Origin of the sequence: Bacillus sp. Nf3, assembly GCF_003028545.1 — a bacterium.
Taxonomy (GTDB): Bacteria; Bacillota; Bacilli; order Bacillales; family Bacillaceae; genus Bacillus; species Bacillus safensis.
Map to the genome: position 1 here is coordinate 888,069 of NZ_PYUA01000001.1, position 25,163 is coordinate 913,231.

Annotated in this window: 35 protein-coding genes; 32 read left to right on the forward strand and 3 right to left on the reverse strand. The window is 41.3% G+C overall.

Going from position 1 to position 25,163, the window contains the following annotated elements; all coding sequences use genetic code 11:
* Positions 1 to 30: 30 nt before the first annotated feature.
* Together C9414_RS04415 and C9414_RS04420 are read right to left on the reverse strand one after the other, a co-directional pair.
* On the reverse strand, positions 31 to 381 hold the full coding sequence (locus C9414_RS04415; RefSeq protein WP_047203973.1) for a hypothetical protein: 351 nt from the start codon (positions 379 to 381) through the stop codon (positions 31 to 33).
* Between the two features lie 236 nt (positions 382 to 617).
* A complete protein-coding gene (locus tag C9414_RS04420) occupies positions 618 to 995 on the reverse strand; it encodes a helix-turn-helix domain-containing protein (protein ID WP_047203974.1) in 378 nt (125 codons plus the stop codon).
* Positions 996 to 1,154: 159 nt separating this feature from the next.
* Between C9414_RS04420 and C9414_RS04425 the strand changes: the two genes are divergently transcribed.
* The 18 genes from C9414_RS04425 to C9414_RS04505 all read left to right on the forward strand — a co-directional run bounded on the left by C9414_RS04425 (position 1,155) and on the right by C9414_RS04505 (position 12,416).
* Positions 1,155 to 1,418 (forward strand): helix-turn-helix transcriptional regulator, encoded by a 264-nt coding sequence (locus tag C9414_RS04425; protein WP_047203975.1) that lies wholly within the window; start codon positions 1,155 to 1,157, stop codon positions 1,416 to 1,418.
* On the forward strand, positions 1,415 to 1,567 hold the full coding sequence (locus C9414_RS20125) for a hypothetical protein (protein ID WP_181286102.1): 153 nt from the start codon (positions 1,415 to 1,417) through the stop codon (positions 1,565 to 1,567). Before C9414_RS04425 ends, C9414_RS20125 begins: the two co-directional genes overlap by 4 nt.
* A complete protein-coding gene (locus C9414_RS04430) occupies positions 1,545 to 1,784 on the forward strand; it encodes a hypothetical protein (RefSeq protein WP_107163135.1) in 240 nt (79 codons plus the stop codon). Before C9414_RS20125 ends, C9414_RS04430 begins: the two co-directional genes overlap by 23 nt.
* Before the next feature lie 50 nt (positions 1,785 to 1,834).
* Positions 1,835 to 2,236, forward strand: a complete 402-nt coding sequence (locus C9414_RS04435; protein WP_041088550.1) for a RusA family crossover junction endodeoxyribonuclease — start codon at positions 1,835 to 1,837, stop codon at positions 2,234 to 2,236.
* A 50-nt stretch (positions 2,237 to 2,286) separates the two neighbouring features.
* Positions 2,287 to 2,439 (forward strand): XtrA/YqaO family protein, encoded by a 153-nt coding sequence (locus tag C9414_RS04440; RefSeq protein ID WP_371412189.1) that lies wholly within the window; start codon positions 2,287 to 2,289, stop codon positions 2,437 to 2,439.
* Positions 2,440 to 2,566: 127 nt separating this feature from the next.
* Positions 2,567 to 3,085 (forward strand): sigma-70 family RNA polymerase sigma factor, encoded by a 519-nt coding sequence (locus C9414_RS04445; RefSeq protein ID WP_039181011.1) that lies wholly within the window; start codon positions 2,567 to 2,569, stop codon positions 3,083 to 3,085.
* Between the two features lie 151 nt (positions 3,086 to 3,236).
* Positions 3,237 to 3,881: a phage terminase small subunit gene (gene terS / locus C9414_RS04450; protein WP_024423266.1), complete on the forward strand. Its 645-nt coding sequence runs from the start codon at positions 3,237 to 3,239 to the stop codon at positions 3,879 to 3,881.
* Between the two features lie 8 nt (positions 3,882 to 3,889).
* Complete coding sequence (locus tag C9414_RS04455) at positions 3,890 to 5,191, forward strand: PBSX family phage terminase large subunit (protein WP_162253746.1); 1,302 nt, start codon at positions 3,890 to 3,892, stop codon at positions 5,189 to 5,191.
* Positions 5,188 to 6,645: a phage portal protein gene (locus C9414_RS04460; RefSeq protein ID WP_107163136.1), complete on the forward strand. Its 1,458-nt coding sequence runs from the start codon at positions 5,188 to 5,190 to the stop codon at positions 6,643 to 6,645. Before C9414_RS04455 ends, C9414_RS04460 begins: the two co-directional genes overlap by 4 nt.
* A gap of 38 nt (positions 6,646 to 6,683) precedes the next feature.
* The gene (locus C9414_RS04465; RefSeq protein WP_047203981.1) at positions 6,684 to 7,772 is read left to right on the forward strand and encodes an XkdF-like putative serine protease domain-containing protein; all 1,089 of its coding nucleotides are present in this window, start codon (positions 6,684 to 6,686) and stop codon (positions 7,770 to 7,772) included.
* 22 nt (positions 7,773 to 7,794) lie between these two features.
* The gene (locus tag C9414_RS04470) at positions 7,795 to 8,718 is read left to right on the forward strand and encodes a phage major capsid protein (protein ID WP_047203982.1); all 924 of its coding nucleotides are present in this window, start codon (positions 7,795 to 7,797) and stop codon (positions 8,716 to 8,718) included.
* Between the two features lie 13 nt (positions 8,719 to 8,731).
* Positions 8,732 to 9,115 carry a protein YqbG gene (gene yqbG, locus C9414_RS04475; protein WP_039181000.1) on the forward strand — a complete coding sequence of 128 codons (384 nt, stop codon included), beginning with the start codon at positions 8,732 to 8,734 and terminating at the stop codon, positions 9,113 to 9,115.
* Complete coding sequence (locus tag C9414_RS04480; RefSeq protein ID WP_047203984.1) at positions 9,112 to 9,468, forward strand: YqbH/XkdH family protein; 357 nt, start codon at positions 9,112 to 9,114, stop codon at positions 9,466 to 9,468. The genes yqbG and C9414_RS04480 overlap by 4 nt, the downstream gene beginning before the upstream one ends.
* Entirely contained in the window at positions 9,465 to 9,962 is a 498-nt protein-coding gene (locus C9414_RS04485) for an HK97 gp10 family phage protein (protein ID WP_107163137.1), read from the forward strand. Before C9414_RS04480 ends, C9414_RS04485 begins: the two co-directional genes overlap by 4 nt.
* Before the next feature lie 4 nt (positions 9,963 to 9,966).
* On the forward strand, positions 9,967 to 10,422 hold the full coding sequence (locus C9414_RS04490) for a phage tail terminator family protein (RefSeq protein ID WP_039180991.1): 456 nt from the start codon (positions 9,967 to 9,969) through the stop codon (positions 10,420 to 10,422).
* A complete protein-coding gene (locus C9414_RS04495; protein ID WP_039180988.1) occupies positions 10,409 to 10,621 on the forward strand; it encodes a YqzN/YkzM domain-containing protein in 213 nt (70 codons plus the stop codon). The genes C9414_RS04490 and C9414_RS04495 overlap by 14 nt, the downstream gene beginning before the upstream one ends.
* Before the next feature lie 3 nt (positions 10,622 to 10,624).
* Entirely contained in the window at positions 10,625 to 11,971 is a 1,347-nt protein-coding gene (locus C9414_RS04500; protein WP_041088573.1) for a phage tail sheath family protein, read from the forward strand.
* Position 11,972: 1 nt separating this feature from the next.
* A complete protein-coding gene (locus C9414_RS04505; RefSeq protein WP_024423257.1) occupies positions 11,973 to 12,416 on the forward strand; it encodes a phage tail tube protein in 444 nt (147 codons plus the stop codon).
* A 285-nt stretch (positions 12,417 to 12,701) separates the two neighbouring features.
* Here C9414_RS04505 and C9414_RS20605 read toward each other — a convergent pair whose 3' ends face one another.
* A complete protein-coding gene (locus tag C9414_RS20605; RefSeq protein WP_306460555.1) occupies positions 12,702 to 12,884 on the reverse strand; it encodes a putative holin-like toxin in 183 nt (60 codons plus the stop codon).
* A 59-nt stretch (positions 12,885 to 12,943) separates the two neighbouring features.
* Between C9414_RS20605 and C9414_RS04510 the strand changes: the two genes are divergently transcribed.
* The 14 genes from C9414_RS04510 to C9414_RS04575 all read left to right on the forward strand — a co-directional run bounded on the left by C9414_RS04510 (position 12,944) and on the right by C9414_RS04575 (position 25,160).
* Entirely contained in the window at positions 12,944 to 13,384 is a 441-nt protein-coding gene (locus C9414_RS04510) for a phage tail assembly chaperone (protein ID WP_039180982.1), read from the forward strand.
* A gap of 41 nt (positions 13,385 to 13,425) precedes the next feature.
* Positions 13,426 to 13,563 carry a hypothetical protein gene (locus C9414_RS04515; RefSeq protein WP_095285871.1) on the forward strand — a complete coding sequence of 46 codons (138 nt, stop codon included), beginning with the start codon at positions 13,426 to 13,428 and terminating at the stop codon, positions 13,561 to 13,563.
* A complete protein-coding gene (locus C9414_RS04520; protein ID WP_107163138.1) occupies positions 13,564 to 17,430 on the forward strand; it encodes a transglycosylase SLT domain-containing protein in 3,867 nt (1,288 codons plus the stop codon).
* A complete protein-coding gene (locus C9414_RS04525; protein ID WP_034282467.1) occupies positions 17,423 to 18,091 on the forward strand; it encodes a LysM peptidoglycan-binding domain-containing protein in 669 nt (222 codons plus the stop codon). The genes C9414_RS04520 and C9414_RS04525 overlap by 8 nt, the downstream gene beginning before the upstream one ends.
* An 11-nt stretch (positions 18,092 to 18,102) precedes the next feature.
* On the forward strand, positions 18,103 to 19,113 hold the full coding sequence (locus C9414_RS04530) for an XkdQ/YqbQ family protein (RefSeq protein ID WP_047203987.1): 1,011 nt from the start codon (positions 18,103 to 18,105) through the stop codon (positions 19,111 to 19,113).
* Positions 19,110 to 19,376 carry a DUF2577 family protein gene (locus tag C9414_RS04535; RefSeq protein ID WP_107163139.1) on the forward strand — a complete coding sequence of 89 codons (267 nt, stop codon included), beginning with the start codon at positions 19,110 to 19,112 and terminating at the stop codon, positions 19,374 to 19,376. The genes C9414_RS04530 and C9414_RS04535 overlap by 4 nt, the downstream gene beginning before the upstream one ends.
* A gap of 14 nt (positions 19,377 to 19,390) precedes the next feature.
* On the forward strand, positions 19,391 to 19,813 hold the full coding sequence (locus C9414_RS04540) for a DUF2634 domain-containing protein (protein WP_107163140.1): 423 nt from the start codon (positions 19,391 to 19,393) through the stop codon (positions 19,811 to 19,813).
* Positions 19,806 to 20,855: a baseplate J/gp47 family protein gene (locus C9414_RS04545; RefSeq protein WP_107163141.1), complete on the forward strand. Its 1,050-nt coding sequence runs from the start codon at positions 19,806 to 19,808 to the stop codon at positions 20,853 to 20,855. The genes C9414_RS04540 and C9414_RS04545 overlap by 8 nt, the downstream gene beginning before the upstream one ends.
* Complete coding sequence (locus tag C9414_RS04550; protein WP_107163142.1) at positions 20,839 to 21,762, forward strand: YmfQ family protein; 924 nt, start codon at positions 20,839 to 20,841, stop codon at positions 21,760 to 21,762. Before C9414_RS04545 ends, C9414_RS04550 begins: the two co-directional genes overlap by 17 nt.
* An 11-nt stretch (positions 21,763 to 21,773) precedes the next feature.
* Positions 21,774 to 22,157 (forward strand): phage tail-collar fiber domain-containing protein, encoded by a 384-nt coding sequence (locus C9414_RS04555; protein ID WP_047203992.1) that lies wholly within the window; start codon positions 21,774 to 21,776, stop codon positions 22,155 to 22,157.
* 15 nt (positions 22,158 to 22,172) lie between these two features.
* The gene (locus C9414_RS04560; protein ID WP_107163143.1) at positions 22,173 to 23,051 is read left to right on the forward strand and encodes a hypothetical protein; all 879 of its coding nucleotides are present in this window, start codon (positions 22,173 to 22,175) and stop codon (positions 23,049 to 23,051) included.
* 10 nt (positions 23,052 to 23,061) lie between these two features.
* Complete coding sequence (locus C9414_RS04565) at positions 23,062 to 23,391, forward strand: XkdW family protein (RefSeq protein ID WP_107163144.1); 330 nt, start codon at positions 23,062 to 23,064, stop codon at positions 23,389 to 23,391.
* Positions 23,388 to 23,558, forward strand: a complete 171-nt coding sequence (locus tag C9414_RS04570) for an XkdX family protein (protein WP_107163145.1) — start codon at positions 23,388 to 23,390, stop codon at positions 23,556 to 23,558. Before C9414_RS04565 ends, C9414_RS04570 begins: the two co-directional genes overlap by 4 nt.
* 396 nt (positions 23,559 to 23,954) lie before the next feature.
* Complete coding sequence (locus tag C9414_RS04575) at positions 23,955 to 25,160, forward strand: hypothetical protein (RefSeq protein ID WP_107163146.1); 1,206 nt, start codon at positions 23,955 to 23,957, stop codon at positions 25,158 to 25,160.
* The last annotated feature ends 3 nt before the right edge of the window (positions 25,161 to 25,163 follow it).

The window sequence follows — 25,163 nt, forward strand, 5'->3', positions numbered from 1 at the left end:
ATCGCCTTCAGATATGTAAAGCTAGATTACTTATCGAACCGTAATATAGTTAATGACAAGCTCACCTTGTGAATTATAGTAAGAAACGGTTACTGAACCGCGTTGTACGGCACGAATCCAAGTGAAGTTTGGAGCCGTTTGATCCAATTGAATCGCATACGTTGCACCCGACACAGAAATTTGGCTGGCTGGAAGAGAGACGGCGATTGAAGAACCTACAGAAAGCGTACGGTTCACTGTAATTACTTTATTCATAATAGGAGCTTTTGCTATGACTGGTTCTTTTGGCTGTGCAGCTGCATGAGCACCTTCAGTTTGAGAGAACGTAAGAGCACCTAAAGCAGCTAAAGACAATGTACAGATTTTCATGAATTTTTTCATCGGTAACACTCCTTTTTTGGTATATACATATATTAATATTAATAGAATTATATGTCAATTTAAATATGTGGAAAAAGAGTAATTATGGTGAAAATTGTCACATATTATGTCGGGAAAGACATGATATAAAAAAAACGCATGATTTTTTATTCATATGCTCTTTCTTTTTTAAGGGAAAAAAGAGGTATAAAAAAAGCTGGGTTCACCCCAGCAATGTAAAGCAGATGAAAGAGTGATCAATGGTCGTCTTGCTGTTTTGGCTGACGGCCTTTTTTCTTCTCTTTCTCTCTAATGTAGTTAATAAAATCGATGGTTTGTCTTCGTGCTTCTTCGGAAAAATCTGAGGCGGCTTTAAACGCAATTTGCAAATCAGGATCGTCTGCAAGATCATCATCGTGTCTGCCTTTGTCCTTACCTGTGAGAAGATAATCGGTTGAGACCCCATATAACTCAGCAATTTTCACAATCATTTCACCGTCGGGCTTTCTCAAGCCATATTCCCAGTTTGCATAAGTGGACATCGCCTTTAATCCGAGTTTTTTAGCAACTGTTGACTTGCTCCATCCATGCTTCTCTCTTAATTCAGTTAAAATCTTCCCAGTCAAATTATCCATCAGAAACACCTTTTTTCATGTTATGAGTAAATTTTATCATGAATTACACGGAAAAGATAAATAAATACACAAAAAGAATAAAAATATGGTTGACTTACTCGTTTTGTGTATATTATCATAATGAATATAAGTTACACATATTGAGTAAGAGGTGGAAAGATGAAACTTGAAAATTTACGAGAAGAGCGCATGTTGCAAGGAAAAACACAAACCTATATGGCGAAAAAATTAGGTTATAAGTACACAAGTGGTTATGCGAATATAGAAATGGGCAGAACGAAGCCAAGCTTAGAAATAGCAAAGCATATTGCAGATCTGCTGAATACCGGTGTTCAAGAGCTTTTTTTTGGTCAAAAGTTACACAAAAAGAGTAATTCTCTAGAAGGAGATCAGTTCTTAGAAAAGGGGAGACGAGCAGAATGAATATTGAACATCCAATGGTGACACAGATGAGTGACTTTGGTTATCCAAAAAGCTACTGGTCATATGACATGAAACGATATGGATACCAAACAGAAATTGAGGACAGTTTGGAGGGATCTGAAGAAGATGAGACATCAGTTGATGTTTGATGCTAGAAAAGAAGCGCAGCTTTGTTTAGACCAAGCTGGCGGCTGGATCGCCTTTTATCAACAGAAACCGATGTTTGTTTTTGCCACAGCAGAAGAGAAAGAGACATATATGACCCTCCTGAAAGCTAAGTCGATGACAAAAAAGGAGGAATCAGGGCGACGTGAAACGATGGAAGCAAATCATGACATTTTTGAAATGCTTGCTCAAAGCGAGTAAAAACGAACAAGACATCCGCCAGTGGGCAGAGGATGACGGGAGATCATAACATGGTCATCCATTTAATCATTGAACATGAACATTTGTTAACAAAAGAGACATTGATGAAAAGAATACGATCAGCTGCAAAAGTACAATGCCCGCAAAAATTAGAAGGCGCACTATCACTTGAAATTCGTTTATTTGATCACATGCCGCTTGACATTGCTGACTGCCAAAAAAAGCGTACATACGCAGAAAAAGGGTTGATACGCCCGATACACGTCAGCATCTTACAGCCAAGTCTACAGCATATTCAAGAAGCACTTCATTCTATAGCCGATCAAGTCCCTCTGCAGATTGTCGATTTAAGAGTTTCCCAGTTTTATAGTATGTGTGAAAGAGTTGAAATCATTATCAATACGGTAGGTGGTGGCACGAGGCCATCACCAAAAAAGGAGACAAGCATATGAACGAGCCAAAACAACTATTCATTCAAGATAACCAAACATTTGTCGGTGAGATGGAAAAAGGAAAAATTCAAGTCATCGTGTTAGATGGAAATGTAGGAACGGCTTATCAAATGGATGTACCTGAACATGGAAAAACCATTATTCAAACGGCAAAAGGTCATTTTGCAAGAGTAGATCACGAGATTGGTTTTAAAATCAGCTAACAGACTAAACACATCAAATCATAATACGTCCAAGACGGAAAGCCTGCGGACACTGATCAAGACCCTGCTAAAAGGGGACCTGATTGGTGTCCGTTTTTTATTTTCTTAAAAAAGGGAGAGAGCCAATATGCAAGATTTACTCATTGAATATAAAAGAGCATTAAAAAATGCTAGAAAACAATATGAACCATTTAAAGAAAAAGAAGAACATCAGCTGTCCGTTCAAGACAAGCATGATAAAAAAATGATCGCCAGTATGGTGAGCGATCTAGAATACGTAGTAGAATGGCTACAAATCGGAAGAGAGCCAGGTGCGCGCAGAGGGTTAGACAGACGTTCAGTCTATCAGCGCACCATTCTTGCAAATCCAGAAGTGTTAGAGGCTTTATCACATGAATATACCCTTATTCAAGAGAAAGAAAGAGAAGTCAGTGAGAGAGACAAAAAACGAATTGATGAAGCTTTGTCTGTTTTAACAGATCGAGAAAAGGACGTATTCTTTATGCATACAACACAAGGATTATCGTTTAGCGAGATTGCGGTCATGCTGGATGTCAAAAAAGGAACTGTGCAAAAACATATGGAAAGAGCGCGGACGAAGATGTCCAAAAAAGTACAAGAACGCCTATTCAGAGCTGCTGAATAGGCGTTTTTTCTATCCAAAATAAATCAGCTAAAGCTTGTCTTACAGTTGCCACCTATAGTTAGAAAGACCAAACGAATGTTTGCTAGCCCTACACAAATGATTCCTTCAAAGGGAATCATTCGAATTAAAAGGAGGCGGCAGGTGAATGTAAATGAAAGATAAACGGATAGAGGCCAAGCAGGATTATATGAAGGGGATGACGTACCAGCAAATTGCTGATCATTACAATGTCTCGATCCATACCGTCAAATCGTGGAAAAGGCGATACGGATGGCAAAGACAAAAAACTTCGTCAAAGCAAGCACACTCGATCTTCAATCAATTTCTTTCAGATGAAACGATTGAAATCATGGAGAAAATGGATGGACGCACATCGCTTGATTTAATCTGGGATCAAATTCAAATTCAATATGCAGCCATTATTCGGGCGCAGCGAATCATGTATGTAGCAGATCAAGAGGACATGATCAAAGAGTTGAAAAAGGCGGCATACATGCCTTCTTCATTAGAAGAAACAGGAGAAGGCATTCAGCCAGAACTAGACATCACCTCAGAAGAATATTCGTTTCAATTTTCATGGGATCGGCATGCGACGTTTTTAAATGCACAATCCCGTGCTATGGGTGAACTCAGGCGTTTAATAAAACAGTTTGAAGAGCTCGCACATGCGAAGGATGAACGAAGATTAAGGCTGAAACAAATTGAACTGACGATCGAAAAAACAAAAAAAGCAGTGCGTGAAGAAAAAGAGGAAGATCTTCAAATCATGATCAAGCGAAAAGAGGACGACTCATGACGCCATTGATTGAAAAAGAAGTCAATCCTCACTTTGAACACTTTCTATTCGATTGGAATCAAAAGTTTCAATTTTTAGTTGGAGGCTATGGCTCCTCTAAAAGCTATCACATTGCTTTAAAACTCGTCTTAAAGCTGCTGGAAGAAAAGCGGACAGCACTTGTCATTCGAGAAGTGTATGATACGCACCGCGAATCAACCTTTTCTTTATTACAAGAGATCGTCAGCGACCTCGGCATCGACCATGTGGTGAAGTGCCGAAGTTCGCCGCTTGCACTGACGTTTCGAAATGGCAGCAGCATCTTATTTAAAGGGCTGGACAAACCTGAAAAATTGAAATCAATCAACAACATCTCGATCATTTGGATTGAGGAATGTTCAGAGGTTTCTTATGAAGGCTTTAAAGAGCTGCTTGGAAGGCTAAGGCATCCATCCTTACCGCTTTATATGATGTTATCGACCAATCCTGTTGGTCAGGATAATTGGACGTACCGACATTTTTTTCGAGATGAACAGCTGAAGCGTTTTGTTTTAGATGATGAAACCTTATACAAAAAGCGAACTGTTGTTATCAAGGATACGTACTATCATCACTCCACGGCAGAAGATAATCTATTCCTTCCTAAAAGCTACGTGAAGCAGCTGGATGAGCTGAAAGAGTATGACCCAGACCTCTATCGCATTGCGAGGAAGGGATATTTCGGCATTAATGGCACAAAGGTTTTTCCTCAGTTTGAGGTGAGAAGCCATTCTGATGTATTAGAAGCCATTCAGCAGATTGACAGACCGCTGAAACGAGCAGGCATGGATTTTGGATTTGTTGAATCATACAATGCGCTCATTCGACTAGCTGTCGATCATGAAAAAAAGTACTTATATATTTATTGGGAATATTACGACCGCGGGAAAACAGATGATGAAACAGCCCTTGACTTGAAAGAGTTCATTGAATCAAAAGAACTGATTAAAGCCGATGCAGCCGAACCTAAAACCATTCACTATTTTCGGCAGCGCGGCTTTCAAATGGTGGCGGCACATAAGTTCCAAGGCTCACGTTTACAGTATACAAAAAAGATCAAACGGTTTAAGAAAATTATTTGTTCTGATGCATGTCCATATACCATCTATGAACTTCAATCACTAACCTATAAGGCAGATAAGGATGGACGTCTAGAGGAAGATGAATTTCAAATCGATCCACACACATTATCAGCCATCTGGTATGCGCTGGATGATTATGAAGTGACAGATTTGAAACAGACTGCCTCGGAGCGTGTCCGTCCAAACAGAGAGAGGAGGTCCATACAATGAAACAATTGAAAGCAACCATTATGAAGGCAAACATGTCTGATCATACAAAACAAATGTATGCAGATGAATTTTCCTACGAAAAGGATGACATTGTTCCCCCGCCTTACAATATCAATGAATTAAAAAGCATGGCAGAATATTCAACCATTCTTCAGCAATGTATTGATGCGTATAAGACCAATATTTTAGGCTTTGGATTTGGTATAGAATATGCCTTTGACTTTAATGCAGAAGGCGTGAAACCGGCAAAAAAGAAGGCGGCAGAGAAGGAATGGACAAGACTTGAAGAGTTTACGAAATACATGAACTATGATGAGTCTGCTGATGTGGTGCTTGGCTATGTCATCGAAGACCGGGAGAAAACGGGGAATGGTTTTTTAGAAGTTCTCCGAGATGGCCAGGGAAAGCCGGCAGGAATTGAGTATTTAGATGCGCTCCATATCCGCATTTGCAAGCTGAGTGAGCCAGTCGACGTCGAATTTCGGTATACAGAAAACGGCGAATTGAAAACAATGAATCGAAAGAAGCGATTCCGTAAATATGTGCAGGTGATCAATGAAAAGAAAGTCTTCTTCAAGGAGTACGGCGATCCGCGCATTTTACATTGTGAAACAGGCAAATACGATGACACCACCCCAGAGCCGCTTCGCGCAACAGAAGTGATTCATTTTAAAATCGGCAGTGGAACGTATGGGATTCCCCGCTGGATTGGCAACATCGTCAATATGTATGGGGCACGCAAGGCAGAAGAGCTGAACTACCTTTATTTTAAACAAGGGCGGCATGTACCTGGTGCCCTCATTGTCGAAAATGGAATGCTGTCTGAGTCTTCCTATCAGCAGCTTCAAGATTATATGGACGATATTGAAGGCTCTGATCATGCACATAAGTTTCTATTGCTTGAAGTCGAAGGTCTCCCGACGGAAAAAGGATTAACTGGAGAAGAAGATGTCTCAAATGTCAAAGTGAACTTCAAATCCCTAGCAGAGATCTTGCAAGAAGATGCCCTCTTTTTAGAATACGATGAAAAAACAAGAAACAAAATCCGCTCTGCTTTTCGATTGCCGCCTATTTACACAGGTGAGTCTCAAGACTATAACAAAGCGACAGCCGATACGGCGCGGAAAACAACAGAAGAACAGGTATTTCAGCCTGAACGGCATCTCATCACAGGGAAACTCAATACCCTTTTCCTGCCGGATCTTGATATTTGGCATGTCCGTTTCCTATTAAATGGTCCTGACTTTAGAGACCCATTAGAGATTGCCAAGGTTCTGACACCATTTATTCAGGCTGGGGCAGTGTCACCAAACGATTTGCGAGATCTCGCGGGACGTATCCTTGGGAAAACGTTAGAGGAATGGCCGGAGGATCTCTATCACAGACCTTTAGAAAGCAGCATGACATCAGCTGAACAACAGCCTCAACGAGAGCCAGATCAGTTGAAAGAATAAACCGAAGCGCGTGTGCTTTTTTGAAAGGGGGTGAACATATGCCAAGAGAATTAAAAAACGCAAAAATTACGCATGTTTCCTACGTGGACAGAGCCGCAAACAAAAAGAAATTCTTTTTGATGAAGGCAAAGAAAAGCCAGCCTGACTTTCAAAAAGAGGTGAGTGTGCTGACAAAGGCAGAAGATGCTCATCGCCTTGTGTATGGTGTCGTGTATGAACCGAATACACCTGATGCACACCAAGACTTTATGTCTGCCAAAGAAATTGAAAGAGCAGCACATGGTTTTATGAAAGATGCCCGCCACATTGACAAGCAGCATGATTTTCAACATGGTGTTGGCGAAGTGGTTGAATCATACATTGCACCAGCTGATTTTGAAGTAGGCGGTGAGCTGATTCGAAAAGGATCTTGGGTGCTTGTAACAAAGGCTTCTCAAGAGATTTGGGATCAAATTCAGAAAGGCCACATTACAGGATATTCTATGGCAGGAACGGCGGACATCGTAGCAATCGAAGAACAAGATCAGCTCCTATCTCAAAGCACGAATGAGAGAGGGCTTTTTTCTTTGCTGAAAAATTTCTTTTTGAAAGAGGAAGGTGCAAACATGTCACAACAATTTTGGAGCGTTTTAGACCATCTGCTGGAAACCTTACAGTCAAGTGATGGTGATGAGGCGGGGGTAAGAGCAGCGCTTGAGCAATTGCTGCCAATCGTGCAGGAGATTTTGAAGACAGAAGATGTGATTCAAACGATTGGTGAAAGGCCAGCCTCCGTACAAAAACAAGACACCGCTTTGACGACGGAGCAAGTACGAGAGCTTGAAAAAGCAAAAATGGCCATCGAAAACGTCTTACAGCATGCTGAACAGCAGGAAACAGATCAAACTGGGGAGGAACCTGTCCAAAAGGTGCTTGAGCAAGTCGTTGCACCGATTCGTCATCAGCTTTCTTCTTTAGAGAAATCAGCCAGCAGAGAAAAAGCAGCGCTTGAGCAAGTACTTCAGCAGCAGCTTTTGCCTATTTCAGAGCGGATTCACATGCTTGAAAAAGCGCGCGGCATGTCAAAACAAACAATCCACGATACACAAAACGACAGTACAAAGCCCATTTGGGATGGCTTACTATAAGCCTAAATAAGGAGGAAACAGTGTGAGAAATCAAGAGTTGATTCGCAAGGCCGAAATGACACTTGCCAGCTTAAAAACCGGCGGTCTCATGAACGCAACCCAATCCAACACATTCATTAGAATGATGCAAAATACACCAACCGTTTTAAATGATGCACGTATCATTCCAATGGAAAGTGATTCACAAAAAATCGAAAAAATCGGCTTTGGCCAGCGTATTTTGCGCCCAGCAGAAGAAGGCAAAGCGCTTGATGCGAAAGACCGTGTTGTCCCAGCGACAAGCACTGTCCAGCTAAATGCGAAAGAGGTTATCGCAGAGATCCACATGACCTACGACAGCATTGAAAACAATATTGAGAAAGACGGCATTCAGCAGACGATTATGCAAATGCTCGCTGAACGAGCAGCGGTTGACATTGAAGAGCTCATCGTCAATGGCGATACGACTTCAGCAGATCCATTTTTAGCTCAAATGGATGGTGTGAGAAAACAAGCGGTATCTCATATTGTAGACGCAAATGGGTCGGAAATTAGCCGCCAATTGTTTAAGCAAGCTTATAAAGCAATGCCGTCAAAATATTTACGTGTTCCTCAGGATTTCCGTTTCTACACATCCCCAAGCTTAGAAGTTGAATGGAAGGATCAAGTAGCAAACCGTCAGACGGGCCTTGGGGATGCGGCCATTCAAGGCGGACTTTCTTCTGCATTCGGTGTACCGGTCAAAGGTCTTGCCAATATGCAGCCATATGACGAAGCGGGAACAGATGTATCAGATATTTTGCTGACACATCCTAAAAATATTATCGTAGGTTTCTCTCGAAATATTCGAATTGAAGTAGAAAAAGATATTCGCAGCCGTAAATTTATTATTGTCCTCACAGCGAAGCTAGACAGCAAATTTGAGGAAGAGGATGCTGTAGCAAAAGTGATGAAAGTGAAAGAGTAGGTGACGGCAGACCATGATCATTTCTGCTGAAGAACTGCAGGCCTATTCTGTATTTGATCGTGTGAAAAATCGATCTGTAGAAAGACTGACAGCAGATATTATCGAAGCAGAAGCTGCGGTGTTTCAGATCGTAGGTCACGATTTCTCAAGCGAAAAATATCAGCCCCTCCCTGAAAAAGCAAGAATCGCATTATTAAAAATGGCCCAATATTTTGCCATGCTGAATGATGACGAATCTATGATGAAAGGCTTTACGTCAGAGAAAATGGGTGATTATTCATATGCGAAGGCAGCTGATCAAGTGAAAGGCAGACCCTATGTATATGCCCTGCTAGTAGATTACATTGAACCAACATTAACTGCCGGCAGTGCCAAACTAAAGGTGAGATCATTATGAGCTATCAATCTCTATTAACAGATCGCTGTGATCTTTTTCACCTTGAACAGAAGGAGTCTGCCCGCGGGAAATTTGGAATTCCAGCTGATGATTTACAAATGACACTTTCCTATCCCGACGCTCCCAGCCTGACCGATCTAGCTTGTTATGTCATAGAAAAGAACCAGTCACTTGTGCAAGAAGAGCCGAATACAGTCATTTATCAATCCTATCTTGTCCATTTTCCTTTAGGAAGTGATATTCGCTTGCATGACAAAATGGTGTGGAATGGCGTGTCACTCAAATTACAGCAGCCTAAAAAAGTGAAAAATCATCACATCGAAGTGATGGCAGTCAGGAAGGAAAATCTATGAAAATTGATGGACTTGACCGGCTGATTTCACAACTGCAGACAGCGTGTGATGGCGGCTTAAAGGCAGAATATCAAGATTGGCTGGAGGACATGGGCCTACAGTTTTTAGACATCATTCAGGATGAATTAACCAAGGAGAATGCTGTTGATACAGGACGGCTTCTAAGATCCTTTACACAAGGCGACAAGGAGAATCTTTTTCTCATGTCAAAAGGCGGTCTCACACTTGAAGTGGGAACGCAGCTTGAATATGCCTCCTATGTTAATGATGGACATGCCACTTCTTCAAGTGGAGAGCGAAGATGGGTGCCTGGCAGATGGACTGGCAGCCGCTTTGAATATGATCCGAATGCAAGTACAGGAATGATGCTTGCCTCTCAATGGATTGAAGGCAATGGCTACTGGGATCATGCTGTCATGCTCTATGAGCAAATGTTTGAACAGTCGCTGGATCGAAAGCTGCAAAGCTGGTTCGATCGACATTTTGGGAGGTGATGGAATGAATCAAGAAGTCGGGGCAATCATGCATTATATCTACACACACTTTCCTGTGACAATGTATGATCGTCTTTTGCCAGAACGCTTTCAAGTGCCATCCGTTTATGTGCCGCCTGTGACAGTGATCAGTGGTCCAGATACGGTTTCTACCTTTATGAAATCTTATTCGCTGCAAGTGAAAGTCTTTCATATTGATACAGAAAAAGCACATGATGCGGCAGAAACAATCGTTGATGCATTGCTTGCTGATCGTCAAATCATTCAGATGATGAGTGAAGACGGAGAGGTGCTTGATGATTATGTCCGCATAAAAAGAGTGGAAACAAGAATGATAGATCAAGGCGTAGCAGCGATTGTCCTGACATGGGATAGCAGCTATTGGTACAACCGAGACAAACAGGCAAGCCTTGAAGATATCAACTTTTCAGATGGGGTGATCAAACGTGAGCAAGACTAAAAATGCACAGCCCGCTCAAACAGCCGGCGAAGAAAAAGAATTTGGCTTTTCATTTGAAGCCTTAAAGGAGCACAGCAAGGATCTTTTTGGGGTCAAACCAGAAATCCTTGAAGGGGCTCTTTTTTATATCAAAGATCAACCAATTACAAAAACAGAAGCGAAAAAGCACATTGATGCTTTTTTGTCCAAGGAGGTTTAAAGGATGAACGGAGGCACTTTTACACCAGGTACAGAGAAAAAGCGTCCTGGCATTTACTTTAATTTTAAAACAACAGCAGAGCAGCGAATTACTTTAGGGGATCGAGGTACGGTGGCACTTCCTCTTGTGATGAGCTGGGGAGAGCCAAAAACCTTTATTTCCGTTTCAAATATGGAAGATTTAAATAAAAAGGTTGGACTCAACATTGATGAAAAGTCACTTCTTCTTTTCCGTGAAGCAAAGAAAAAAGCACAAACGGTCTTGCTTTACCGTCTAAATGAAGGAGAGCCGGCCAAAGCCGAAATTGCTGAAAATTTTGTCGTAACAGCAAATTATGGCGGCCAAAAAGGAAATGAGATCACAGTACAAGTCGCAGAAAATGTACTTGATAGCACAAAACGCGATGTTATCACTTATCTTGGAACAGATATTGTGGATAAACAGGTCGTTACCGATGTCAAAGACCTTGTGAAAAACAAATACGTTCAATTTTCTGGTGAAGGTGCAGTCGTCATTACAGCTGGTGTGGCACTAAAAGGCGGGAAAAACGGCGTGGCAAGTGTCGCAGATTATACAGCTTTCCTAGAAGCAGCAGAAACAGAATACTTTGATGTCATTGCCCTTCCAGTCAATAATAGTGAGCAATTAAAAGCAACCTTCGCTTCATTTATCGAACGTTTACGTGATAAGCAAGGACGTAAGGTGCAAGGGGTTGTGGCGAATTATGCAGCTGACCAAGAAGGAATCATCAATGTGACAAGTGGTGTTGTACTCGAAGATGGAACAGAACTAACTCCTGCTCAAACAACAGCATGGGTCGCAGGGGCAAGTGCCGGAGCAAACTTTAATCAGTCACTCACCTTTGTTGAATACGAAGGAGCAGTCGATACATTAGAACGCCTTGACAATGATCAAGTAGAATACCGGTTATCACAAGGGGAGTTCCTCTTCACCTTTGATGCGAGAGATCGTACCGTGAGTGTTGAAAAAGATATTAACTCCTTGACAAGCTTCACAACTGAAAAGAACCAGCAAATGGCGAAAAACAAAATCATTCGTGTACTTGATGCGATCAACAATGATTTAACATTCGAATTAAAAAATCTGATTAAATTACGCAAAGCCAATGGCAATGACATTCCAGCATCAGATGATGGAGTGCAGCTTGTGAAAACACTGATTACCCAGTACCTCACACAGCTTCAAGATGGCAGCGGCATTACAGGCTTTAACTCAGAAACAGATATCGTGATCGGCCTCAATGAAGATCGTGATGGATTTATCATCGATTTAGCGGTTCAACCAGTAGATGCAGCAGAAAAATTCTATTTCAATGTGGAGGTGAAGTAAGATGGCTTTTAAAGCGCAAAATACAATTTCAGGTAAAGAAGGTCGTCTTTTCTTAGAAGGTGAGGAGCTTGCATTTATCAAAACCTTCGAAGCAAACGTGGAGAAAAACAAATCAGAAGTGAACGTCATGGGCCGCCGAATGACTGGCCATAAAACAACGGGAGCAAACGGAACAGGAACGGCAACCTTTTATAAAGTTACATCTCGTTTCGTTCAATTGATGCTCAATTACGTGAAAAAAGGAGAAGATCCATATTTCACTCTTCAAGCTGTCATTGACGATAAATCATCAGGCCGTGGCACTGAGCGTGTGACATTATTTGATGTCAACTTTGATTCAGCTAAAATCGCTGGATTGGATGTTGATTCAGAGGCGCTTGAAGAAGAAGTTCCTTTCACGTTTGAAGACTTTGATCTTCCTGAGAAGCTGAAGAATACTTTCTAAGAAAAGTGGAGGAAATCAGCTAATTAATTAGCAAAATAAAAACTGAATATGCTATAATGCAGTTGTAATATAGCCGTCTTGAAGCCGTCTAAATTTCGTCTGGCAACGTCTTGTATTGGATTCATTAAAATATGTTTACATGCAAAGCTATTTGCATACAATAAAAAAGCCAGGATGCTCTAACATCCCGGCAATGTACAATGAGGCCCTCAAAGGGGCTGGCTAATCAATTTAGATAGTTTTTAGGATAGACTTCCCTTTAACCGTCCAAAGCTCAAGGGGAGTCTATTTTTTGTTTATATACGTCAACAAAGTAAGGATAAACATCCCGAATAAAAACATGAGGGAAATCGCTTCAAATGTTGACATATGCATCACCCCCTTCCTATCGGGGATGAGCCAGACGCCCTTGAGCAAGCCATTCAATTGTACAATTAAAATTATACATGAAAAGATTGGAAAGCACATTCAAAAAATGGATGTGCTTTTTTGCATTCAAAAAAACATAACAAAGGGAGTTTTTAAACATGAGTGAAAAACAAACATTTGATCTTTCATTTTTTATGCCAGGACAAACAGTAGAAGCGGAAGAAGTCAAAGTACCGATTTCTAAGCGTTTTGTTGATAAAAAAGGGAATGTCATTCCTTTTGTCTTTAAAGCTATTACAACTGAACGTATTGATGAACTGGAAAAAGAAAACACAACCTTCAAAAATATCAAAGGCAGAGGACGTGTGAAAGACTTAGACAGCCAGCGCTTCTACGCACGTATTGCAATTGAATCGACGATTTACCCAGATTTCCGTTCAAAGGAATTAAGAGAAGCCTACAGCACACAAGATCCAGTTGAAGTAGCAAAACGTGTCCTGTCAGTCGGCGGTGAATATGCGAACTGGTTAAACAAAGCGATCGAAATCAACGGATTCGAAGATGAAATTGAAGATTTAGAAGAAGCAGCAAAAAACTAATAAAAGATGGGGATAAAGAAGCCGTGTTTTTATATTACGCGATGCACGAACTTCACTACTCCCCATCTGAACTCCTTGATTTATACGAATCACCAAGACCATTCAAAGCGTTCCTTTTCGGACTGATCAGCTACAAACTAGACATGTTAGAAAAAGAAGCAAAGAAAGGAGGTAAGTAAATGGCGAAACTTACAGCGCGATTTGAATTAGAAGACCGGGTGTCGAAAAAGCTATTACGCATTCAAAAACGGTTTCAAACATTTGAGAAGCAGCTCAAACCATTTAGAAAACCAGTGAAAATAAGCCTAGAAATGGATGAAAAGAAGCTTAGAAATCTCACCTTATCGCTCCGGAAAATTTCAGCTGTTTCCATGACGCTGGATCAGGGAATCTATCGTGATCTAAAATCATTAAAAAATCAGTTAAATATGTTACCGAATCATATGGTCATATCCATTCAAGCAAAGGGACTGGATGTCATTAAAACCAGCATAGATCGTTTGAGACAAGTGGGGACAAGTCCCATTATGCTGACGTTTAAATTGAACGATCAATTATCAGGTAAAATATCATCAATCAAAAAATCAATCCTTCAGCTCATCAACAGAACGTACTATATGAGATTAAACATGGTTGACCAAGCCACCGCTGCAATTCAACGAATCAAAAAGACACTCAAAAGCTTGACGATGTCCAAACACGAAATCAGAGTGTCTGTTCAAGACAATGCAAAAAGTAAGTTGAAAAAACGAGATCAGGCAGAGTCTGTTGTGAAAGAAAAAACCATAAAAAAAGAGCCTGAGGCTGCTAGTCCCTCAGCTGAAACGGATGAACCTAAACAGAGTTTGCTACAGAACTTTGCCAATAAAGGATTAAATGAAATTCAAAAATATGCAGGTGACGTTGCAGACAAAGTGAAGGAAAAATTGAGTCCTAGAAAGTTTTGGGATGAAAAAGCACTTCCTTGGGTTGAAAATAAAATAGAAGAGTACAAACAAGATGTGATCGGAAGAATTAAAGAGAAGATTAAATTTAATCCTGAAGAAAAACTAGATCAATGGGTGAAGACTGGATTAGATCGTCTCTTTGGAGCAAGTGATCAATCAAGTGAAAATAGCAGTACCACTCCGGCACCAACAACAGCACCAACAACAGCACCAACAACAGCACCAACAACAGCGCCAACAACAGCGCCAACAACAGCACCAACAACAGTGCCAACAACAGCGCCAACAACAGCGCCAACATCTAGGTTAAGGGGACTAGGGGATGCGATGAAAAATATCGGTAAAGGGAGCGGTAAATTACTAAAGAAAGTACCTATTCTAGGTGGTTTACTTAGTGCAACAAATTTAATCGGTATGAAAAAAGAGAATGCTGGTGAAAAGATCGGTACGACTGGAGGCGGTATCGCCGGCGGGATGGCAGGTGCAGCAGCAGGTGCAGCCATTGGAAGCGTAGTTCCAGGAGTAGGTACAGCCATCGGTGGTCTAGTAGGCGGCATCGCTGGAAGTATGGGCGGCGAATCTATCGGTGAAACGATCGGAAAATGGTTTGATGGCGGCGGATTTGAAAAGATTGGCCAAAAAGCCATTGAAATCAAAGATCAAATTGTTGAAGTTTGGTCAACAGTTGCGACTTGGTTCACAGAATATGTCTGGACACCATTAAGCAGCACGGTTGTCACAGTAGCAACGACCATCTGGTCAAGCCTAGTCAATGCCTGGACGTGGATCCAAGAAACATTCAGTACAGTTGCAGGGTGGTTTATTGAAAACGTCTGGACACCGTTAAGTGGTACAGTCGTTACGGTAGCAACGACCATCTGGTCAAGCCTAGTCAATGCCTGGACGTGGATTCAAGAAACATTCAGTGCAGTAGCAGGGTGGTTTATCGAGAATGTTTGGACGCCGCTAAGCAGCACAGTCGTTACGGTAGCAACGACCATCTGGTCAAGCCTAGTCAATGCCTGGACATGGATTCAAGAAACATTCAGTGCAGTAGCAGGGTGGTTTATCGAGAACGTCTGGACGCCACTAAGCAGCACAGTTGTTACAGTCGCTACAGGGATTTGGACAGCATTATCAAATGCATGGAAAAAGATACAATCAATCTTTGGTGCTGTATCGACATGGTTTATGGAAAATGTGTGGAATCCACTTGTAGATACCGTAGGAACCATTAAAGATGGTATCGGGGAAAAGTTTGAAGAAGCGTATAAAGTCGTGACAGATATATGGGATGGGTTATCCAAATGGTTTGAGGACAACATTCAAAAGCCGATTGTAAAAGTAGCAGAAGCTATTGGTGATGGGTTTTCTAAAGCGTTTGGCTGGGTCAAAGATTTGTTTAATAAGGCTAGCGGTGGGGTTGATTTTGTATTGAAACAAGTCTTTGGAACCCCTGATAAAAAAGCCACAGGCGGCTATATCACCCAGCCAACCTTATCATGGGTCGGTGAAGCAGGTAACGAATTTGTTATTCCAACTCAAAATAACCGAGGACGTGGAAAGATGCTGCTTGCTCAGGCCGCTTCTCATCTTGGAATGTCTGTTATGCCAAGTGGAGCAGCTGGAAATCAAGTATCAAGCTCCCCAGCTCCTACAGCAGTAGCTGCATCATCTTCTGTCGGTTCAATAGACGGATCGGTCTCGATGACTGGGGACATTCAGGCCTCTAGCATTGGCGAGCAATTTAATGACGATTTTGAACAAGGGTTAAATCGTAAAGTAATCTCCCTTGATCAATGGAAACAAAAGAATATTCAGCAGCCTTTTGGTCAATTGACATCAGACTCAGGAAAGTATGGTCAACAAACGGTTTCAGCCTTTGCAAATGGTCAGCAGATGACACCAACAGGTACAGCCAGCTTCTTGCAAAGTCGTGTAAAAACACCATACCAACAAGTCATGACCGCATCACCAACTTGGGGTTCTGGAACGGTTAGTGGTTTTGCAGCAGGCCAAAATACCACATCAATTGGCACGAGCCAATACGTAGATCAACACATCAAACAACCATTCCTGCAAGCAAAACAAGAATCACCAGGCTGGGGATCTGGAATGATTGACGCCTTTAACAGCGGTATGCGTTCCAAAGGAAGCGAAGTCACGCAAGCGGCCAAAGAAATGGCGAAGAAAGTAGAACAGGCGTTTAGAGAGGAATTAGACATTCATTCCCCTTCACGCGTCATGATGAGTCTTGGGAAATTTGCATCAATTGGTGTCGTCAAAGGGCTCGACTCAGTTGATGTGAAAAAGTTTGCTGAAAATCAGGCTGGTTCATTAATCGGTGCCTTCAGCGGTATGGGAGCTTCAGGGCTTAATATTAAACAATGGCTCATGGCGGCCATCATGGCAACTGGCACATCTATGAGCTGGCTTCCAGGTCTGATGACCATCGCGCAGCATGAGTCACGTGGAAATCCGAGAGCGATCAACTTATGGGATTCCAACGCCAAAAAGGGAACACCTTCTAAAGGCTTAATGCAAACCATTGGAACGACGTTTAACGCCAATAAAGGCAAGGGCATGAATGACATTTGGAACCCAATTCATAATGCCGTAGCAGCCATTAACTACATTAAGGGCAGATATGGAACAGTCTTCAATACGCCGGGATTACGAAGTATGAGAAGAGGCGGTCCTTATAAAGGCTACGCAAATGGTGGATTGATTACTCAAGAGCAAGTGGCTAGAGTCGGTGAAGGAAACAAACGAGAATGGATTATTCCCGAGGAAAGAGGCATTCGCGGAAGGTATTTATTGACGCAGGCAGCTAAGGCACTTGGGATGCAAGTATATGATCCATCAAATGCATCTGCTCCTTTACCAGAAGCACAGATGCAGCAAGTCACCTCAGCTCAGTCTACTGGCAGTACAACATCGTCAGGTAATAAACAAATCACGATTCAATTCAATGGAGATCAGCATTTCCATAATGGACAAGATCAGCAATCGCTAGTCGAAAAAATTAAACAAATGCTTGTAGATGAACTGGAAATAGAGCTTCATACAGGAACGAAGGGGGTCGTGATCGATGGGTAAATCAGTGTATCAATTGTGGATTTCCCAAGGAAAGGACAAGTTGCGATTCCCTGTTCTTCCATCCGAACTCGAAATCACAAATAACGTACAAAATGAAACGGTAAAGGTCGCCTCTTTTGGAGAACTGACCTTTATTGACGTACCATCGGCGAAACAAGTATCATTCACTTCATTATTTCCTAAGAAATATTCGCCGATTGCTGAATATAAAAGCATTCCATCACCAGAGAATGCAATCGCGAAAATTGAACGAATGATGCGTTCAAAGAAATCCGTGCGGTTGATTGTAACTGGGACAAAAATCAATATGACGTGCAGCATTGAAAGCTTCACCCACAAGGAAGGGTCATATGATATTGGAGATCGTGAATTTACGATCGAGTTAAAAGAATATAAAACCGCATCGCCTAGGAAAATAAAACGGAAGAAAAAAGCAAAACAAACGAAAAAGAAACGGCCTTCAAAAACACCACCAAAAATGTACACCGTCAAAAAAGGGGATACGCTATGGGCCATTTCTGGCAGGTTTTATGGCGACAGTACAAAATGGCGGCGTATTTGGAATGCCAATAAATTAGCGATGATTAAACGTAGCAGACGTAATATTAAGCAGCCGGGGCATTGGATTTTCCCTGGACAAAGGTTAAAAATACCACAATAGGGGGGCTGGCATTGATCGAGCTTTTTGCCATCAGAAGCGGCACCATGTATGAGCTTGTCACAGAGAGTGTGACACTTCAGGGGCAAAGGTATCAAGCCCCTCGCTCAATTCAGGCAAATATTATCACAAAGCAAGGCAGTCAAACTTATTACCGTGTCTCGGAAGGGGACACGGTTCTTTTTAAATGGAAAGGAAAAGAGCTTTTTAGAGGCATCGTTTTTTCCCGGACACCTGTTGAAGGGAAGATGACCTTTACCGCATACGATATGCTTCAATATTTGGTGAAAAACCAAGATGTCTATGTTTTTTCAAATCAAAGAGCAGATCAAATCTTAAGGCGGATTGGAGCTGACTTTCAAATTCCAATGACCTCCATCGCCAATACAGGACATGTCATCAAATCACTAGTCTTTAAAAATGATACGAGCCTGTATGACATGATATTGAAAGCATTGAAAGAAACGAAGCGGCAGACGGGAAGAAACTATCAAATCTATTCTGCTAAAGGCAAGATGGGGCTGAGAGCCTGGCCTGATCCAGAGGACGTATGGGTCATTGAATCAGGCATCAATCTCATCAGCTATCAATACAGCACCTCAATTGAAGAGACAGCCACTCGTGTCAAGATGCGTACGTCTGCTGATGAACAGGGGAAAAATAAGAAAAAAGGCAGTAAATCAGAGATTGTGGTGATTGAACAGGATAAAGCCGGTCAGAATAAATACGGTATTTTACAGCATGTTGAGACAGTCACGGGGCAAATCAACCAGCCGCAGCTGCAAAAAAGAGCCAAAGTACGGCTGGCAGAGAAAAAAGGCGTCAAACAAGAAGTCAAAAGCATCCAAGCGCTAGGAATTCCTGAGCTGCAAAGCGGTCTCCCAATCTATTTGAAAATTCCCGAAATCAACGTAAAAAAAACTTACTGGATCGATCAAGACAAACATGAATTCAGTGGGGTGAAACACACCATGACCATTGATGTTGTTGAGAAAAATTCAATGCCAAAGGGTGATCAAGCGTGAGATTAAGTGAAGCAATTAAACAATTGGCAGTGAATGCAGTAGACGCAGAATCTCCAATCGATCTTGTCATTGGAGAAGTCACGGCGGTTTCCCCGCTGAGCATCCGATTAAATGAAAATCATAAGCTGATCATTCCAGAAGAATTACTGATTTGGCCGAAGCGCTTAAATAAGGGTGAGGATGATGAGCTGAAAAGAGGAGACAGTATTATGGTGCTTGCAATGGCAGGAGGGCAGTCCTTTTACATCATCGACAAATTGTAAGGGAGGTGATGAACGTGGCACTTTCACCAGAGGAAGAAATCGAGGAAATAGAAGAAGACGAAGAGGTCGAAACCTCGACGACGTATCGAATAGATTTTGAAACAGGCAGACTGACAGGCGAAACCATTTCAGGTATTGAAGCAATCCGGCAATTTATTTATATGACACTTAGGACAGAGCGATATGCACATCCTATCTACAGTCACGACATTGGCACTGAAATTCAGGAGCTGTTGACGGATACAGAAGCTACGGATGAATACAAAGAGATGGAGATTCCAAGGCTGCTAGAGGAGGCACTGCTCGTTGACGAGCGGATTGATCATATTGAAGAGTTAGAGGTCACAAAGCAAAATGAATCGTTTCATGTCAAATTAGCTATTGTCACAGATGAGGGAACATTAGAAATAGAGGAGGTGATGGAGGGCGATGTTTGAGGAACAGACGTACGAAGCATTAATGGAAAGAATGCTGGACAGACTGCCAGATGATATAGATAAAAGAGAAAATAGCGTGATTTGGAATGCCTTGGCACCTGCTGCTGCTGAACTGGCCCAATCCTATATTTGGCTTGATCAAGTGTTTGAGCTGGTCTTTGCAGATACAGCACAAGGAGAGTTTCTAGATCGGCGGGCTGCTGAAGTAGGAATTGAAAGAAAACCAGCCACTAAAGCGGTTTGGTCAGCGGCCATTCAGCCAGAGAATATCAATATTCCAGATGGCTCACGTTTTTTTATTGAAGACGTTTATTTCCAGTATTCGAAGGATGGCACGCTAGAATGTGAGACACCTGGTAAAGCAGGCAATGTTCAATTAACAGATCAGCCGCTGCTGTCACTTGATACAATTCCAGGACTTGAATCGATTACGATGAAAGAACTGGTCATACCTGGTCAAGAGGAGGAAGATGACGCTTCATTATACGATCGATATTTAATACGTGCGAGGCGAGAGGCTGTCAGTGCCAACAGGGCGCATTATAAAAAATGGGCTGAGGAAGTAGCCGGTGTTGGCAGAGCGAAGGTGTTCCCGCTTTGGAACGGAGAAGGGACGGTCAAAATTGTTATCACAGATGGCAATCTAGATGTTGCATCAGACCTTCTTGTCAAAAGGGTACAGGAATATATCGACCCAGAGCCAGGTGAAGGAGAAGGACAAGCGCCTATAGGCTCAAAAGCAACCGTTGAAAGCGCCAAATGGCTGGATATCGACATAGAAGTGGCTGTCGAACTTCAAATGGACTGGACCCTTGAAGGAGCTCAGAAAGAAATAGAAGAAAAGGTCAAGACGTTGTTGAAATCAATCGCATTTGAAAAGAGTACCATTCGAATGTCCGCCTTAAATGATATTCTGTATCATTCAGAAAGTGTGTCAGATTATGCAGATGTGTTATTGAATGGAGAGTCGAAAAACTTAGTATTACAGGACATTGAGATTCCGCGTCTTAGGCAGGTGAAGGTTATTGAGCAAACAGGATGAAATGAAAAACTATTTGCCGCCATATTTTACAGAAATTTATGAAGTAGATCACCTGCTCAAGACAGAAGCACCTGAATTTGAGCAATTGGATGAATCCATTTTCGACTTAACGGATCAGTTCTTTCCTTTAACAGCGACATGGGGATTGAATAGATGGGAAAGAATGCTGAAGGTACAGCGGGAATCAGATGATTCAATTGAACTGCGCAGAGCACGCTTACTCAATATGATGTCGAATATTCCGCCAATCACATATCTTTCATTAGAGAAATCAGTGAATCGCTTTCTCAAGAATCCAAGTGCTGTCATCCGTCTCACAACCAATCGTTATCACTTCGCCTTACGTGTGAACCTTGATGATCTGCAAAACACGAGATATATTGTAGAAATTCTTGAAACGTTAAAGCCTGCTCACTTGGCTTATACGTTCACTGCTTTTCATCATACCGACGTACATGAAAAAAATGATCATCACGTGAGGCTCACACTGCGCAGCAGGGTGGGTTTTTTCGATCATATCCCGATTTTACTCAATGGTGAATTTGCCTTAAATGGTACGTTTTATCTTAGTGGAACACGAGGTACAACGGATGTGCCTGCTCGTTTTCGGCATTCATTAAACATGAGAATGCGGCTTCTACATCAGTCAGAAACAGCACATCGCATGAACTATGTCATGACTGGAGCGGTACATGAAACGAAGCAAGGAACGGCATTGACTTTACGCACAAAAAATCAGCTTCAGCATCAAACCAAAAAGAAGGTGACGTTCCGTCTGCCAGTACATGTCCAAACTGAGCAGGGTGGAAGCTTACTAATCAAGGATCATTACTGGATTCTTGATGGATCTGTTCCGCTGGATGGATCAAAAATGCTAGCAGCAACTTCTAAAAAAATAGAGCTATAAGGAGGATCACAATGGCTGATCAATTAACCGTAACAACACTGTATGCACGACAACAAATGGCAAAGGCAAGAGCAGAAGGAACAAAACTCACAAAAGTCGTCAAAATGGCATTTGGAAATGGGGGAACGAAGGATGGAAAACCGATCTCTCTCGACGGTACCGAACAAGCACTCAAAAAGGAACTGGTCCAAAAAAATATTGATTCATTTACCTTCATGGAGCCAGCAAAAATCCGCTACACCTGCACGATCGCCGAAGGAGAACTGGCAGGAGAAGTCATCAACGAACTAGCTCTTGTCGACGAAGACGGTAAATTCACCGCCATCCGCACCATGACAGACAAACAAAAAGACGGCGACATCGAATTCGTTTTTGAGATTGATGATATTTATTAATGGAGGGGAAATGAAGTGGACATAAAATCACCTTTACCGTTTGAAACCACTGACAAAGCCCATGCCAACTTGTTTAACCAGATGGTCGACACACTTGTAGAGAATGATCATGCGCTGAGTAAACAAATTGCAGGGATCACAAATGAAAGCTTTTTCAAGCTAACAGGGGATCAAGCCATTCAAGATGCGACAATCAGCGGCGAGGAATATCCAATAGGGATTACATTCATGGATATTGGTCAAGCCAATGATACGGGATACCCTACAAGATTCGGCTTTGTGAAAAATGAAAAATATAGTAACTTTCGATTTATTCAATATTACTATGGGACTGGAAACGAAGCAGGAAGTTATTTTGATAGCACAGGTACGTGGTGTCGTCACTGGTGGACAGGATCGGGTTGGACCGACTGGCATAAACTATCTGGGTTCTGTCATGCCAATATAGGTACAACTGGGAAGCAGCTGTTAAACAAGGGAGAGCACCAAAAAGTCCTTTTTAATCGAAAGATAAAAGACAGTCATAACAATTTTGATATTAAAAATAATCGCTTCATCTGTTCCGAAAATGGGATGTATTTAGTAAATGCAGGTGTTTATATTGAAACCTTTCAACGATACTCAAACTTTGAATTAGCGATTTATTTAAATGGAAAAAGGTATAAAAACATTGCACATCACAGACAAAGTCCAGGAAGTCCTTCTGATACATTGAGTTTAAGTATGGGGCTTTATGGTGCTGCAAATGTTCCTGCTAATAAAGGGGATTATTTAGAAATTTATATTTATGCAGCATATGACGGAGACGTTAGTCGTTATATATCAGAGAACTCGGGCTGGTACAACTATTTCGATATTACAGAAATAGGCGGCAGAAATTTCCCACGAGTATAGGAGGGGTTTGATGATTTTATATGAAGCCATTAAATATAAATATCCCAATGCGGACCCGCAAAAGGATTTTGAACTAAGAAATGATGGTGCTGATTCGTATATAGATGAGTGGTATCTTGATGTGCCCAAACCAACAGAAGAAGAATTGAAAAAATGGTGGGAGGAATCACAAACCAATCCAAGGTATCACCCACCGCTCCCGCTAGATTATCTAGCGCAAGAAGTAGCAAAAGAAAAGCTGATGAGAAAACAGCTTGAACATCAATGTGATCTTCTATCAAACGAACTAAAAGCGCTAAAAAATGACATCCTTTTCATTAAAGGGGAGAGTACAACATGAATTATTGGGTAATGGCATTATATTTTCAATGGGTGACACCTGAGTTGGTCAAACAAGCAGTTGAACTAGGTGATTGTTCGATGGAAGATCTAAATGCAGGATACGAGCAAAGGATGCTCACTTTTGAGCAGCTGCAAGAAATAGAACCAAGCTTAAGCACTACTTGAAAATGATCTTGGGATATTAGAGCATTTCTTAAAACATACAAATGATGCGAGAATACACGCAGCTGAAACAGAAAAGAAGAAATGTAATGATTCCCAGAGTGATTAGATAACATTATATAGTGGAAGTCAGCATGCTGTTTATTTTGCCTGAAGGTATCGGCCGCAGCAGGAAATTTATTTGTTGGAGTCGCTTCAGTATAGGGATTTTAAGAGTACCTCGATTCCATCTTACCTTATTAGATAAGGGAATATGCGTGTGGAATATTATGTAAATAATGTCAATTCGACAGAGTTTATTACATTTAATTTTAAGTTCAGTACAACTGAAGTCAAACATCATTACATGTAAAAAAATTTACATGAACAAGTGGTAATAGATTTGAAAGGAGAATGATCATGGAGATTAAGACACCACGTACTTTTAAAACAACTGATAAAGCCCATGCTGATCTATTTAATGACATGGTTGAGGCCTTTCTTGACAATGATGTGGGTCTATTAGAGGCAATCAATCAACATATGAAAGATATAAAACCACATGCATCTGAAGCGGAAAAGAAAAAATGGAACGATTCTCAGAGCTATAAAATTACAGCAGATAATGGAAGTCAGTTAATTAATGTGCCAGCAGATGCTAGGATTTTTGATGCGATAAAAGGGAAAGGAACGTGTACTTTTTATGCAGCTTCTGGAGTCGAAGATTCCCCAGTAAATATATCATTGAGAGGATTACAGACAGTAGGTGAAGATAACATTGGTACTGGCTTTGCTGTAGATATTGCTGGTAATGCTTATAGTTTTTACTATAATGCTGCACATACTGCTATTAACTGGACAAAGCTCCCATCAAATGCTGAAAGAAACAAATGGAATGATGGACAATTATCTAAGATCACCTCAGATAATGGAGGGGTGATTCTATCTGTTTCTGATGGTGAAGATTTACTTGAAAAGGTTGTTTCTTTAGGCCCGAAGCATGGTACATTTTATGCCACAGGTAAAGCATTAAACAGCCCAACAACAAGATCGTGTCGTGGTATGTATCATTTTACTTCTCAAGATAGTAATGGAAAAGGGACATTTGGATGGGTCATAGCAATAGATTATAACAATTACATGTATACAAACTATCTTGATTTAAATTTGGGGTGGCAAGGCTGGAAACGTGTTTTAACAAAGGAGGATATGGATAATACTTCTTTTGTTGATACGTATGATCTCGATAATTCTTCTGTATCAGCCGTTGAAAACGTTCCAACAAAACTGAATTTTGGTGATACAAGATCAGACGACCTAGGAGAGTATAATCGTTCGCGCGCTGAAATTACACTGAAAAACAATGGTCTGTATTTAATTAGGCTTTATCTTAATAGCAATAACATTCCTGTTGGATCAGATAGCATTTTATCATGTTATGTGAATGGTACAGAATTTCAACGATTAGGTAATTGGAATCCTGTTATCTCATCAAGTATATGTGTATTGTACCTTCAACAAAAGTTTAAAGCAGGAGATAAATTAACATTTTATATTACACCCAAAAACACTGGGAGAACCATTACGGTAAATAGAGCTTATGTTACCTTGTCACAGCTAAGATAAGGA

Coding starts and splice junctions, on each gene's coding strand:
- C9414_RS04510 (WP_039180982.1), top strand. CDS start 12,944: ATGAGTGAAAAACAAACATTTGATCTTTCATTTTTTATGCCAGGACAA.
- C9414_RS04420 (WP_047203974.1), bottom strand. CDS start 995: ATGGATAATTTGACTGGGAAGATTTTAACTGAATTAAGAGAGAAGCAT.
- C9414_RS04415 (WP_047203973.1), bottom strand. CDS start 381: ATGAAAAAATTCATGAAAATCTGTACATTGTCTTTAGCTGCTTTAGGT.
- C9414_RS04500 (WP_041088573.1), top strand. CDS start 10,625: ATGAACGGAGGCACTTTTACACCAGGTACAGAGAAAAAGCGTCCTGGC.
- C9414_RS04485 (WP_107163137.1), top strand. CDS start 9,465: ATGAAAATTGATGGACTTGACCGGCTGATTTCACAACTGCAGACAGCG.
- C9414_RS04460 (WP_107163136.1), top strand. CDS start 5,188: ATGAAACAATTGAAAGCAACCATTATGAAGGCAAACATGTCTGATCAT.
- C9414_RS04505 (WP_024423257.1), top strand. CDS start 11,973: ATGGCTTTTAAAGCGCAAAATACAATTTCAGGTAAAGAAGGTCGTCTT.
- C9414_RS04435 (WP_041088550.1), top strand. CDS start 1,835: ATGGTCATCCATTTAATCATTGAACATGAACATTTGTTAACAAAAGAG.
- C9414_RS04515 (WP_095285871.1), top strand. CDS start 13,426: ATGCACGAACTTCACTACTCCCCATCTGAACTCCTTGATTTATACGAA.
- C9414_RS04430 (WP_107163135.1), top strand. CDS start 1,545: ATGAGACATCAGTTGATGTTTGATGCTAGAAAAGAAGCGCAGCTTTGT.
- C9414_RS04445 (WP_039181011.1), top strand. CDS start 2,567: ATGCAAGATTTACTCATTGAATATAAAAGAGCATTAAAAAATGCTAGA.
- C9414_RS20605 (WP_306460555.1), bottom strand. CDS start 12,884: ATGTGCTTTCCAATCTTTTCATGTATAATTTTAATTGTACAATTGAAT.
- C9414_RS04425 (WP_047203975.1), top strand. CDS start 1,155: ATGAAACTTGAAAATTTACGAGAAGAGCGCATGTTGCAAGGAAAAACA.
- C9414_RS04520 (WP_107163138.1), top strand. CDS start 13,564: ATGGCGAAACTTACAGCGCGATTTGAATTAGAAGACCGGGTGTCGAAA.
- C9414_RS04480 (WP_047203984.1), top strand. CDS start 9,112: ATGAGCTATCAATCTCTATTAACAGATCGCTGTGATCTTTTTCACCTT.
- C9414_RS04565 (WP_107163144.1), top strand. CDS start 23,062: ATGATTTTATATGAAGCCATTAAATATAAATATCCCAATGCGGACCCG.
- C9414_RS04555 (WP_047203992.1), top strand. CDS start 21,774: ATGGCTGATCAATTAACCGTAACAACACTGTATGCACGACAACAAATG.
- C9414_RS04575 (WP_107163146.1), top strand. CDS start 23,955: ATGGAGATTAAGACACCACGTACTTTTAAAACAACTGATAAAGCCCAT.
- terS (WP_024423266.1), top strand. CDS start 3,237: ATGAAAGATAAACGGATAGAGGCCAAGCAGGATTATATGAAGGGGATG.
- C9414_RS04490 (WP_039180991.1), top strand. CDS start 9,967: ATGAATCAAGAAGTCGGGGCAATCATGCATTATATCTACACACACTTT.
- C9414_RS20125 (WP_181286102.1), top strand. CDS start 1,415: ATGAATATTGAACATCCAATGGTGACACAGATGAGTGACTTTGGTTAT.
- C9414_RS04465 (WP_047203981.1), top strand. CDS start 6,684: ATGCCAAGAGAATTAAAAAACGCAAAAATTACGCATGTTTCCTACGTG.
- yqbG (WP_039181000.1), top strand. CDS start 8,732: ATGATCATTTCTGCTGAAGAACTGCAGGCCTATTCTGTATTTGATCGT.
- C9414_RS04570 (WP_107163145.1), top strand. CDS start 23,388: ATGAATTATTGGGTAATGGCATTATATTTTCAATGGGTGACACCTGAG.
- C9414_RS04525 (WP_034282467.1), top strand. CDS start 17,423: ATGGGTAAATCAGTGTATCAATTGTGGATTTCCCAAGGAAAGGACAAG.
- C9414_RS04545 (WP_107163141.1), top strand. CDS start 19,806: ATGTTTGAGGAACAGACGTACGAAGCATTAATGGAAAGAATGCTGGAC.
- C9414_RS04440 (WP_371412189.1), top strand. CDS start 2,287: ATGGAAAAAGGAAAAATTCAAGTCATCGTGTTAGATGGAAATGTAGGA.